The following is a 12861-nucleotide window of genomic DNA, read 5'->3' as shown; positions in this document are numbered from 1 at the left end:
CAAAAGATGAAAAGGAAGAAATACAATCAGGGTTCCGCAATGGTATATGTGCTGGCGGTTATGGCAGTTATCGTCGTTTTGTGCCTCTCCCTTCTGCTGTTATCCTATTCCCTGTTTGCAACATCTCTGAATTATGGGGATCAGGAGCAGTGCCAGATTCTGGCGGCTTCACTGAGCAATGAACTGCAGGACGAGCTGGAGAATGACGGCAAGTCCTGGTACATTCCCTACAATGGGGAATGGGTAGACAAGGGGCAGAAAGTATACTCCTATAATGTAAAAAATGAAGATGGCAGCAAAATAGAAAATACAGAAGCCTCCGGCCTGGTGACGTTTATCACGCAGAATATATGGACCGAAAACTGGCCGTATTACAGTGAGGATGAAGACGATAAAAAACATAATAAAAAGAATGCTGCGCGAAAACTACAGTTTGACAGCGAGAAAATAGAAAATGAAAAGTTTCAGAAACTGGCAGCCGGTCTTACGGTTGAAATGTACTGGTATAATGTAATGGCAGATTACGACAGTGAGGAAGCCTCTAAGAAGGACGACACGACGCTGGTAATCACCGTAAACTGTGAGAGCGGGAAAAACTACAGTACAATTACCCGCGCATACCAACTGAGCTGCTCCGAAGACAAGAGCGTACCAGACGGAAAGTATGAAATCTGGAATTGGTCTTTGACAGATACTGGCGACGAAGTGGGGGAAGAGTAAGATGCAGAATGAAGCGAAAAACAGAAAAACGTGTCATCCCTTTGATTCAGACAATAAACGGAAAGGGTCTACCATGGTAGAATTGGTTGTGGGATTTGTAATCCTGGTGCTGCTTGTCGGTACCTTCACAAAAGTAATCTCACAGTCCTACAAGCTGCTCACACGTTCCCAGAATATGAGGCGAAATACAGAGGCTGTTTATTCATCCTATTACAAGCAGAATCACGGAGCAAAAGACAGCGGAGAGGCAGTGTTAAACAAAACAGAAGAGAAAATGACCCTGCAGCTGGTATACGAGGGAGAAAACCTGCCTTTGAAAAGCCAGAAAATAGGAATTACCAAGGGAAACAACATAACAATTTATGATTTTACAATAGAGGATACTCCGTAACAGTTCAGGTCAGCCTGAACTGTTACGATACGCTTAATAAACCGTGATAATGGTGGGGAAACAGATGGAAAAATGGATTGCCGGAATTCGTAAAAACTTCAAATCCAAAAAAGGGGTTACCATGGTTGAGATGGTAGTAACAATCGTCTTAACGGGTATTCTTTTCACCATGGCCTGCAGCATGCTGATCTCCTGGGTGAAGGTATATGACGAGCTGAAAACGACAGAACAGGCTGAACAGCTGGCAGATACCCTGATGAATAAAATTTCAGGTGAAATCGCAGGCGCGCAGACCGGAAACCTTGTGGATGCCGGAAGCGCAGGGGCCGGGGAAAGCACCAGGAAAGCCATACGCATAAGTACAGATAATCAGTCGATCGAGTTATATGACAGAACAGGAAGCCACATCACGATCAGCACGACAGAGCGTAGCCCGGAAGACGGCGGAGGGCGCGAGCTTAACATCCATTATGAAGCGGTAAAGAATCCGGATCCAAAAATATCAGAAAACATATACGACGAGATTGACTGGAAATATTCCACCAAGATGTACATGAAATACAGCATAGAATCTCTAAAATTTGAAACCGTGCAAAACGCAGCGGACGAGATTCTCCCTCTTGTAGATGTAACACTAAAGATTAAAAGCGGTAAATACGGGAATGCCTGTACGGTGTCGAAAACGGTGGAGTGCTATAATTCACCGGAGATCACGGGTCCTGTTACCGGAGGCGCGACAGAGCCGGAGCCTCCTCCGGTAGATCCCGAAGTCCCCCCGTCCCCTCCGAATCAAGAAGAAAATAACAGCGGCGGATATATAGAGGTAAACGGCGGTACGTTGAGTTACCATGCCGGAGTGCCAACCTTTCAGGATTTAAAAGATCAGGCAGATGCGATGAAACCGCCGAATGATACAGAAATCATAAAAGTACCGCAAGGTATTTATTATGACGAGAGTGTTCAAAGATATTATTATGTAACCGAGGATACGATTACCCAGAAATACAATTGCAGCAGCATGGCACAGATTAAAAATTACACGAACAATTGGACGAAAGTCCTGGCTTTAAATGATCAGTTGATCACAGAGGATGATATTATAGGCGGAGACCATTTCGGCAGTAAGCTGCAGGAGGGCAGTATCTATAGTTTTGGCGGTAAATATTACATATGCGTCAGCCCCAGCGGCGGGTGGCCGGGCGTCAATCCTGAAAATAATAATAACTGGAAACAGATCGATAATTCCTACTTCAGAACAGGGGGCAGTTAGTAAACTCGCTTTGGGGACGCCGAAAAACCGGGAAGCCGGCCCCATGCCGTGAGTATATATGCCATTTTAAAAATCCGCTCCGTTTACGTAAGAGTCCCTAAAGGAAAAAACATAAAAAATCGCGGTCCAGCGGCATGCAACCCCAAATTTGATAATTTGGGGTCTTAGGCCGCTTCAGAATTTGACGTGAGACGTCAAATTCTGCCCGCCATTTTTTATGTTTTTTCCTTAAGGGACTCTAACGTACACTCTAGGACTTTTAAAATAGCATATATACTCACGGTATGGGGCCGACTTCCCGGTTTTTCGGCTGGCGCATCCGACCGGTAGGAAAAGCTTGCCCACTGGGAGGGGCTCGGAAGCGGGGGCGGCGTATAAATTCGTATGGTGAAACATATCAGCATTACTTACCCTTTTCTTCAATGTCTTGGGCTGATTCAGTAAGAACCAAACGAATTAATACGCTGCCCCGGTTACGGAGCCTTCCTCAGTAAGCAAGCTTAACTGCCGATTGGATGAGCCCAGCAATATGAAGGGATAGCCACCTGCCAAATGCATATATGCCGCTGCGAAGTGCTAAAGCGGACCTTAGAAATTCTTGGAAGCCGACAGCCGAAAAAGCAGGGAGATTTTGTGATCACCAAATCACAAAATCAGGCGACCCAGCGCGAGAAATCATCGGATTTCTCGTGATGTGTCGCCCTGTGCCCTGCTTTTTCGGCTGTCGGCTTTCTAGAATTTCTTAGGTTCGTGTCCGCACTTCGCAGCGGCATATATGCATTTGGCAGGTTTGCGGCTATCCCTTTATTTTGCGGCTTTCATTTTGCGACCTTCATTTTGCGGCCCCATCCATCGACAAAACTTACTTGACAAGAGGAAGGATTCCTTGTATCATTGTACTAAAGGAGTAATACAAATATCGCATATTAATGAAGTCAAATTACCGCTGTATAGTTTTATACACAATCCGTTTTATAGATGAGGAGGGATGACGAATGCTGGTAGTATCAAACCTGAGTAAGAACTACAAATCCTTTTCTCTGGATCATGTTTCTTTTACTGTCAGAGAGGGCCGGATCACCGGTTTTATCGGCAATAACGGCGCCGGTAAAACAACAACGCTGAAATGCATCTTAGGCCTGGTCCCATACGATTCCGGCCATATACTTCTTGAGGGAAGAACGATGTATCATAATGAGCTGGCGTATAAAGAGCGGATCGGCGTGGTCTTTGATGACGGATATTTTTATGATAAGTTTACTATGTCTGCTATGAAAAACATTGTGGCCGGGGCTTATGACGGCTGGGATGATTCGGAATATCACAGGTATATGGAGAAGTTTGGACTAAAGGAGTCGCAGAGGATCGATACACTTTCAAAGGGCATGAAGATGAAATTTGCGCTTGCCCTGGCGTTATCCCATCATGCGGAGATCCTGATTCTGGATGAGCCGTCCGGCGGTTTGGACCCGAAAACGCGTCAGCTATTCTGTACGGAGTTGTCAGAACAGAAAGAGAAAGGGAAGACGATCTTTTTTTCTACGCATATTACTTCTGACCTGGATAAAATCGGGGATGACATCATCCTGATTGATGAAGGGCAGATATTAGCCGCGGCATCGAAAGAGGAGTTCCTGAGACAATCAAAGCTTCCGGATCCTACAATCGAAGAGGCAATGCTGAAAATAATTGGGTGAGGAGGTGCATCATGAAGATTATTCATCTCATAAAAAAAGATCTTTTACTGGCAGGGATGTATTTCGTTTTTGCCATCATGATACTGCTTGCAGTCCCGATATTTTTAAGCAATCAGACTGTTCATATGAGCAGCGTGTATATTCTGTTCATATCGGTCAGCTTTGCCTGCTATTTCCTCTTTAATAACATTTTTTTAATGGAGGATAAGTATAAGGGCAACCTATATCTGCTGGCGGTTCCATATAAGAAAAGCATGATTGTGGCCGTAAAATATATCCTGGGTCTGCTGATAACTATACTGGAAATGCTTATATACTTTTTGCTTTCCAAAATTACGCTTCAAAATATAGTTTTAGTAAGGGAAGACTTAACCTTATCCTCCCTTTCTATTACATTTTTGGCGATGTCGGTTGTTTTAAGTATTTTCTTCCTGCTGTATTTTCGATTTTCCTATACGAAAATAAAAGCTGCGTTGCTTGTTGTAATGATTATGCTGCCCACATGGGGGCTGGTGGCTTTGTTTTCAATAATTGGGAAAAATTTGATTGCGGAAGCAATCGTAATGGATACGGGCATATCCGTATTGTTGATAGTATTGGGATTAGCTGTTATGATAGTGTCTGCGGGACTTTCTGTTAAGTTTCTCAAACAAAGAGAGTTTTGACTGGAATAAATTTAAAACATGAGGAGGAGAAGTTATGCTGGAGATACAGGAGTTGAGTAAATCATATGGGAAGCACCTTGCCGTGGATCAGGTGAGTTTTTTTATCCCGGACGGGCAGGTGGGGATTCTTCTGGGGCCGAACGGCGCAGGAAAGTCTACGATTATTAAGAGCATCGCCGGGCTTTTGAGGTACAAGGGAAGGATCGGTATACAGGGGATCCCGGCCAAGCAGCTGGAGGCCAAGAAGCTGTTTGCCTATGTACCGGAGATTCCTTCTATGTTTGAGGCGCTGACCGTGAGGGAGCATATAGAATATGTGAGGATGGCATATGGCAGCAGTACTACAGAGGAAGAGGTTACGGCGCTGCTGGAGCGGTTTGAGCTGGACGACAAGCAGGATAAGCTAGGCAATGAGCTGTCAAAAGGGATGATGCAGAAGGTCAGTATCTGCTGCGCTCTTGTCATTAAACCCAAAGTGATTCTTCTGGATGAGCCCATGGTCGGACTGGATCCCAGAGCGATTAAAGAACTGAAAGAGGTGATCCTTGAGCTGCGTGACCAGGGTGCTACCGTTCTGATCAGTACACACATGCTTGAGATGGTTGAGGAACTGTGGGATGTGATGTTTGTGATGGAGAAGAGCCACATCATAGGTTCTTATCAAAAATCAGAGGTCGGGGAAAAGGACCTGGATGCCCTGTTTTTTGAAATGACCAGTAGTTGGGAGTCAGGTGGTGAAGCATAGATGAAGGCATTATTATATCTTACAAAACGGAGTTTTATAAACAACCTGAAAAAAGCGGTGAAAAAACCGGCATCTCTGCTGGTCATGATTATCTGTATTGTTTATGCCATCTTTTTAGCGGTTATGCTGGGTCAGCTCGTAACAAAGATACATTTCAGCTCGGCAAAGGGATTGACTGTCATAATTACACTTTGGACCTTATACATTTTCCTTAGTAATTTTGCAGGCTACGCCTCTAAAAAAGGCGTTATTTTCAAGCCATCCCATGCACACTTTGTATTTACCGCCCCGATCAGTCCGAAAAAGGTCCTGCTGCACAGTGCCTGGATGAACTATCTTCTTACTATTGCGGTGAGCGTTTTATTCCTGATTGCGGGACTCACGGTATTTGGCATTACGCCGTGGAAGATGATCCTGTTTTTCCTGGTGGAGTGTGTCGTGGAAACGGTTTTTGAGGTCAGTGTGATGATCTTTTTGTACACGAATGATAAAATACCTCAAAAAGTAATGAAGGCGCTTAGCACAGGGATCAAGATCTTTCTCGTGGGAGTTGCGGTTCTGATCGTTATTTATTTTAAGAAGCAGGGAGTTACACTCGAAACTGCGGCTGCATTTTTCGACTGGCCGGGGCTGCAGATGATACCGGTTGTGGGGTGGAATATCTCCGTCTACCGCCTGATTCTTCTGGGCCCGGATGTACTGAATGTAATCTGCACCGTGCTGTATCTGCTGACAGTGGCGGTGATGATCACGGCAGCCGTCCGTATGAAATGCGATGGCGACTATTACGAGGACGCCGCCAAATTTGCCGATGACTATGCGGAAATGAGAAGGCGGAAAGTAAACGGCGAGATGGTCATGTCGATAGGAGAGAAGAAAAAACGCTTCCGCCGGGTAAAGGACACATACAAAGGAACCGGTGCAAAGGCCATTTTCTACAGACAGCTGCTGGAATACAAAAAGGAAAAGTATTTTATATTTTCCAAAATGACTCTGCTATGCCTGGCCATCGCGATCCTGCTTTCCCGCGTTATGAGAGACAACGCTTTAAAATCCGGGGTGCCTCAGATGTATATGCTGGGCATTATCATGTACATGACACTGATCCTGACCGGATACCTTGGAAAATGGGAAAATGAACTGAAGACGCCCTATCTGTTTCTGATCCCGGACAGCCCGGTCAGAAAATTGTGGTACGCGACTTTGATGGAGCATATCAAGGCTCTTGTGGATGGCTGTATTTTCTGCATCCCGTTGAGTATAGCGTGGGGAATCGGGCCTGTTCAGAGCATCCTGGCAATTCTGACATACGCGGTACTGCAGGCTAACCGGCTGTATACCAAAGTCATTGCACAGTGCCTTCTGGGCGATACACTGGGTAAAACCGGGCAGGATTTTGTGCGTGCGATTTTCCAGATGACGATCCTTGGAATCGGGCTTGCAATTGCGCTGGCAGCAGGATTTATGGTTAATGTTGATTTGGTCTTTCCAATTATTTTCATTTATAGTATGATAATGACAGTAGTCATCGGTTTACTGGCCTCTATCCGTTTTTATTCTATGGAGCAGCTGGCATAGCACAGACGATTACAAATACTTTGAAAAAGATGAGTTGCAGGAGAGTTCACGAAAGTGGTCCTGCAATAATTGGGAGGTATTATTTATGCTGGAAGACAGTTACGTAACTTTAGAAATCGGAAAAGCAAAGCACATAGCACTGGTAGCCCATGACGGCAAGAAAAAAGAACTGGTGGACTGGTGTGACAGAAATAAAGACATCTTAAAGAGTCATTTCTTATGCGGAACAGGTACAACGGCGAAGTTGATTTCGGAAAGAACCGGGCTTCCGGTGAAAGGCTACTGCAGCGGTCCCCTGGGCGGTGACCAGCAGATTGGCGCTAAGATCGTGGAGGGCCAGATTGATTTTATGATCTTTCTCTGGGATCCGCTGGAGGCGCAGCCGCATGACCCGGATGTAAAGGCTCTGCTTCGAATCGCAGTGGTTTATGATATTCCGATTGCGAATAACCTGGCAACGGCGGATTTTATGCTGAATTCTAAGTTTATGAATGAGACTTACTGCAGACAGGTGGAGAATTTTAATAAGACTATTCAGGAACGGGTTGAGAGAATGAAGTAGGGGCGCTGGGGCGCTGAGAAAACGGCGGGTATGGCTTCCGGCAGAGACGTGTATACTAAAGGGCGTCCCGCAGCTCATACCCTGTGGGGGGAGCCGAAGCTGAACTGCGGAATCATGTATGCCGTTTCAGAATCCGCGCCACTTGCTAAGAAACAGTAACAGAGAAAATGTGGGGAATAGAGGTACTTGCCGCAGTTGGCCTGAATGCCGATGCATTCAGGCCGCCGGCGGCAACAGGATTTGATTTTGTGAATCAAATCCTGCCCTCTATTCCCCACATTTTCTCTGCAACTGTTTCTAAGCGCGTTCTGAGGGTTCTGAAACGGCATACATGATTCCGCAGTTCAGCTTCGGCTCCGCCCACAGGGTATGAGCTGCGGGACGCCCTTTGGGTATACACGTCTCTGCCGGAAGCCATACCCACCGTTTTCTCAGCTGGGTGCATCCGGACGGGAGGCGGCTCGGAGGATGCGGAGATAAAATATAAATGAGGGATCAGATGGAATCTTTTTTTGTTTGTTGTTTGGGGGAGGAATTTGGGCGGGATTTGAGACGATGGGAGAAACGGAAGGGATGGGGGATGAGGAGTTAAGACTGGGCGGAGTGAAATATAAGATAGCAAGAATGCGCAAAACAAATCTTGTGGAGTTTGATAATATTAGGAATTGTGAAAGGAGGAGATTTTTATGGATAAGAATGTTGTTGAGAAAGTTTCGGCGGCAATCGAGTTTATTGAGGAGCATTTGATGGAAAAGCTGGATTTGGATCGGATCTCGACTGCTGTTCATTATTCGAAGTATTATCTTCACAGAGTCTTTATGCGTACGGTTGGGCTGACAATTCATGATTATGTGCAGCGCCGGCAGCTGACGGAAGCGGCTAAGCTTTTGGTTTTTTCTGAGAAACCGATTGTTGAGATTGCGGCGGCAGCGGGGTATGAAAGCCAGCAGGCATTTACAAATATTTTTAGGGAGATGTATAAGTTGCCGCCGAATCAATATCGCAGGAATGAAAAGTTTTATCCTTTGCAGTTGAGATTTCAGTTTGAGGGGGAATATGAAATGCTTCAAAGTAAAGATTTTATGGAATGGAGTATTGATTTTGCGGCAGAAGATGATATTCCCTGCTGGATGGATCTGGTGCGTCTTGTTATTGATGGGTTTCCGCATTTGTATGAAGATGAATATGAGGCGGAACTGAAACGGCGGATTAGATGCAGGCAGGCTCTGATTTTAAAGGACGGGCCGATTGCGGTGGGGATTATGCTTTTTTCATATGAGAACGGTTGTATTGATTTTATGGGAACCCACCCTCTTTACAGGGACAAAGGGATTCCGAAGGCTTTTTTGGAGAAGGTTTCGAGCGAACTGGTAAAGGGGAAGGAGATCAGCGTTACCACTTTCAGGGAGGGTGATAAAGCGGACACAGGGCAGCGTCGGGAGATTCAGAGACTGGGCTTTTCGGAGGCGGAGCTTCTGATTGAGTTTGGCTATCCCACACAGCGCTTTGTCCTGTCTGAGGAGGCTGTAAATAATGAGTGAGCTTAGCAGAAGTGATAAGAAAACGGAAATCGAATGTGTTGAATCCGTGCAGTTTCCGGATGAGGCCGCCCACCTGGATATGATCAATGGCAAATTGGATGCCGCTCTGCAGGAGGCCCGTTCCGATCTGGAACGGATGGATCAGGAGTATATGGATGCGAAAAGGTACATGGCAGATTACCGCGGAGAACTGGATCCCCATGAAATGTTTCAGAACGAGCTGGCGCTCAGGCAGATCGACCACACGGGAGCTTTCGCCTCAGGGGTATGGGAAAAACTTTCAAAGCTGAAAGGGTCCCCCTATTTCGCCCGGATAGATTTTCAGGAAGAGGGCAGGAAAATGGCCGAAAAGTACTATATTGGGCGTTTTACTTTCAATTATGAAAATGAACTTCTGATCTATGACTGGCGCTCTCCGGTTGCCGGGATGTTTTATGACTGTGAGTCCGGACCGGCTGGATATGACGCCCCTATAGGCAGAATTGAGGGTAACCTGACACGCAAACGCCAGTTTAAGATAAAAGACGGTGAATTGGAATATACGCTGGAAAGCGCGGTAAATATTCAGGATGATGTTTTACAGCGTGAGTTGTCCCACACCTCGGATGAAAAGATGAAATCGATCATTTCCACTATCCAAAAGGAACAGAACCAAATCATCAGAAACGAAAATACCGGAACCATTCTCATTCAGGGCGTGGCAGGCTCCGGGAAAACGTCCATAGCGCTGCACCGGATTGCATTTTTACTGTACCGGTTCAAGGACAGGCTGAAGGCGGGAAATATCACAATCATTTCGCCTAATAAAGTCTTCGGAGATTACATATCTACCGTTCTTCCGGAACTGGGAGAAGAACCCATTTACGGTGTGAGCTTTACCGATATAGCCGCCGTACAGCTGGAGGGAGTCATTGCCTATGAGCCGGATAAAGACCCTCTGGAAACCAACGACGCAAAATGGTCGGAGCGGGCGCGCTTCAAATCCACTTTAGACTTTGTGGAAAAGATGGAAGCCTTTTTAGAGGAACTGCCCCACTTTATCTTTGAACCCCAAGCCTATACTTTCGGTCGCTTTACTGCAGAGGCAGACTTTATACAAAGCCGTTTCCTTGCTTACCCTTCATATCCAATCAAAAAAAGGCTGCAGCAGACCGCGGAAGATATCCATGACCATTTTGATACAGATAACTTCATGGGCGACGATATTCCACGTCCGGGAAGCATATTAAAGAGCCTGAACAAAATGCTGAAGATAAAAAGCAGCCTGGCCCTGTACAAAGCGTTCTATCAATGGATTGGACAGCCTGGCATGCTTGTATTCCCTGCAAAGCAGACCCTGGAATGGGCGGATGTATACCCGTTTCTCTATCTGCACGCGTCCTTTGAGGGCCTGCAGGAAAGCAAGCGGATCAAGCATCTGGTAATCGATGAAATGCAGGACTACACCCCCATCCAATATGCCGTCATCAACCGACTGTTTCCCTGTCCCAAAACCATCCTGGGAGATTTCGGGCAGTTTATCAATCCCAATCATCTCAACACCATCGAAGACCTGCGCCGTCAGTACAGCGAAGCAAGCCTGGTGGAATTAACCAAAAGCTACCGTTCAACATACGAAATCATCACATTTGCAAAGCAAATTCAGCAGACGGCCCGCTTAGAGCCCATAGAACGCCACGGCCCTGCCCCCCAGATGATCCCATGCGAAGACACCCGGGACGAAATCCGAAAAATCAAAAAAGCAATAAAAACCTTTCAGGAAAGCGGATACGCGTCAATGGGAATCATCCTGAAAACAAACAAAAAAGCCGCCGCAGTACATAAACAGCTCTCCCGGGATCACAAGATCCACCTGATCTCCCCCGAAAGCACCAGTTTCACCAACGGAATATCCATCACCTCCATCCAAATGTCAAAAGGCTTAGAATTCGACGAAGTCATAATCCTGGATGTAGATTCTGAAACCTACAAAACCCAATACGACAAAGGCCTCCTCTACATAGCCGCCACCAGAGCCATGCACCAGCTCACAATACTATATACCGGCTCCCCATCCCCATACCTGCCAAAGAAATAAAATAAACCAAATACCAACCGCCCGCCCAACCCAATCCGCCGCTCCCCGCGATTTCCCCCAAAATGAGCAAATCTTCCGTCTTGATGAAGCCCAGCCTGATGGAAGGGGGATGCGGTAATCCGGCGGGGACAGCTCCGGGGATTTTGCTGGCTGTCCCCGCCGGATCACCGCATCCCCCTTTCATCAGGCGCCCCTACAGCCAAATTTACTCATCCCCAAATATCTCATCTTGTGTATCGCTGTGTATTGTGTTAGTCTTGAATCATAAAGTCACGAAAGAAAACAGCAAAAAGTGAAAGCAGTAAATACAAGGAGGTCTTTCAGTATGGCTACCATTAAAGATGTAGCAAAGCGTGCGGATGTGGGAATTGCTACGGTGTCACGCATGATTAACGGAACCGGTTATGTTTCGGAAAGTTCCAGAAAAAGGATTGAGGAAGCGATCCGTGAACTCAATTTTATTCCGAACGAACGCGCGCGGAATTTATCGAGGAAAAAGTCGGGAATCATCGGGGTAATTATTCCAGATTTCCAGACGCCGTTCTATGCTTCTTTTATCCGCCAGGCAGAGATAGAGCTGTACAGATATGGGTATAAGACGATGGTCTGCAATACGGTTAAGACGAGCGACCGGGAGCAGGAATATATTGATATGCTGGACCGGAATATGGTGGATGGGATTATTACCTGCGCCCTGTCTGTGGAGGATACGGTGTACCAGCAGATCGACAAGCCGATTGTCAGTATGGACCATGATCTGGGACCTAAGATACCGCTGATCCATTCTGACCACCGCAAAGGCGGAAGGATTCTGGCGGAATATCTGGTGGAACAGGGGTGCAGGAGAGTGATCCAGATCGGCGGATTTTTCAGGGTAAATACGCCGTCCAACGACCGGTATCTGGAATTTGAAAATGTGATGAATAAATACCATATCTCAGTCCGCACGCTGGAAATGGAGTGGAATCGGATGGACTATTCCTATTATGTAAATCTGCTGAAAAATTATGAAGATGAAGTGCGGCAGGCAGATGGGATATTTGCTTCTGATATGGGGGCCATAGCGCTGTATCATTTTGTGACCGACATGGGGATAAAGGTACCCCGGGATTTGAAAATAGTGGGATATGACGGCACGGATTTTACCCGCATGGTGACACCGGTTGTGACAGCTGTCTGTCAGGATATTCCGCTCCTGGCTAAGAAATGTGTGGATACAATTATGAAACTGATACAGGGAGATCAGGATATTGAGTACCACCAGATTACGGATGTGTATCTTCAGAAGGGTGGTACTGCTTAAAGATAGAATTGTTAAAAACGACCAAAACAAGAATGATTACTATTTTATGGAAACGTTTCCTTTATGCATTGTGCTTATATGGAAACGTTTTTATAATGTTTATTAGTAACAAATAAATAAAAAATGATAAAAACGCATTGACAATAATGGTAAAAGTGCACATAATTAATATATGGCCGACAGGACATAACATTACGAACTTGTTACTGAGAATGCTCCGTAACGCATGCCCTGGCGGGCGGGTCTGCAGCAAAGGTGCAGAACAAAAGATAATCAACGCATGCGAAAGTAAAAATATCCGGATAGGAATCA

Annotated in this window: 11 protein-coding genes; all 11 read left to right on the top strand. The window is 46.0% G+C overall.

What is annotated here, in order from left to right; genetic code table 11:
• Window positions 1-6 precede the first annotated feature (6 nt).
• The 11 genes from GKG43_RS06910 to GKG43_RS06860 all read left to right on the top strand — a co-directional run bounded on the left by GKG43_RS06910 (window position 7) and on the right by GKG43_RS06860 (window position 12549).
• Window positions 7-720: a hypothetical protein gene (locus GKG43_RS06910; RefSeq protein ID WP_129878894.1), complete on the top strand. Its 714-nt coding sequence runs from the start codon at window positions 7-9 to the stop codon at window positions 718-720.
• A 1-nt stretch (window position 721) separates the two neighbouring features.
• Window positions 722-1111 (top strand): hypothetical protein, encoded by a 390-nt coding sequence (locus tag GKG43_RS06905; protein WP_129878893.1) that lies wholly within the window; start codon window positions 722-724, stop codon window positions 1109-1111.
• A gap of 64 nt (window positions 1112-1175) precedes the next feature.
• Window positions 1176-2381, top strand: a complete 1206-nt coding sequence (locus GKG43_RS06900; protein ID WP_173020084.1) for a type II secretion system protein — start codon at window positions 1176-1178, stop codon at window positions 2379-2381.
• A gap of 995 nt (window positions 2382-3376) precedes the next feature.
• The gene (locus GKG43_RS06895; protein ID WP_050639643.1) at window positions 3377-4078 is read left to right on the top strand and encodes an ABC transporter ATP-binding protein; all 702 of its coding nucleotides are present in this window, start codon (window positions 3377-3379) and stop codon (window positions 4076-4078) included.
• Between the two features lie 11 nt (window positions 4079-4089).
• Window positions 4090-4743 (top strand): ABC-2 transporter permease, encoded by a 654-nt coding sequence (locus tag GKG43_RS06890; protein WP_050639644.1) that lies wholly within the window; start codon window positions 4090-4092, stop codon window positions 4741-4743.
• 34 nt (window positions 4744-4777) lie between these two features.
• Complete coding sequence (locus tag GKG43_RS06885; RefSeq protein WP_050639645.1) at window positions 4778-5488, top strand: ABC transporter ATP-binding protein; 711 nt, start codon at window positions 4778-4780, stop codon at window positions 5486-5488.
• A complete protein-coding gene (locus GKG43_RS06880) occupies window positions 5489-7066 on the top strand; it encodes a putative ABC exporter domain-containing protein (protein WP_050639646.1) in 1578 nt (525 codons plus the stop codon).
• 85 nt (window positions 7067-7151) lie between these two features.
• Window positions 7152-7628: a methylglyoxal synthase gene (locus GKG43_RS06875; protein WP_050639647.1), complete on the top strand. Its 477-nt coding sequence runs from the start codon at window positions 7152-7154 to the stop codon at window positions 7626-7628.
• A 686-nt stretch (window positions 7629-8314) separates the two neighbouring features.
• A complete protein-coding gene (locus tag GKG43_RS06870; protein ID WP_129878891.1) occupies window positions 8315-9169 on the top strand; it encodes an AraC family transcriptional regulator in 855 nt (284 codons plus the stop codon).
• On the top strand, window positions 9162-11246 hold the full coding sequence (locus GKG43_RS06865) for a 3'-5' exonuclease (protein ID WP_129878890.1): 2085 nt from the start codon (window positions 9162-9164) through the stop codon (window positions 11244-11246). Before GKG43_RS06870 ends, GKG43_RS06865 begins: the two co-directional genes overlap by 8 nt.
• 325 nt (window positions 11247-11571) lie before the next feature.
• On the top strand, window positions 11572-12549 hold the full coding sequence (locus GKG43_RS06860; RefSeq protein ID WP_050639651.1) for a LacI family DNA-binding transcriptional regulator: 978 nt from the start codon (window positions 11572-11574) through the stop codon (window positions 12547-12549).
• Window positions 12550-12861: the final 312 nt, after the last annotated feature.

This window comes from Eubacterium sp. BIOML-A2, from assembly GCF_009680135.1.
GTDB lineage: Bacteria > Bacillota > Clostridia > Lachnospirales > Lachnospiraceae > Faecalicatena > Faecalicatena contortus_B.
Note: the sequence above shows the minus strand (reverse complement) of the source record. Positions and strands in the feature narration are given on the sequence as shown.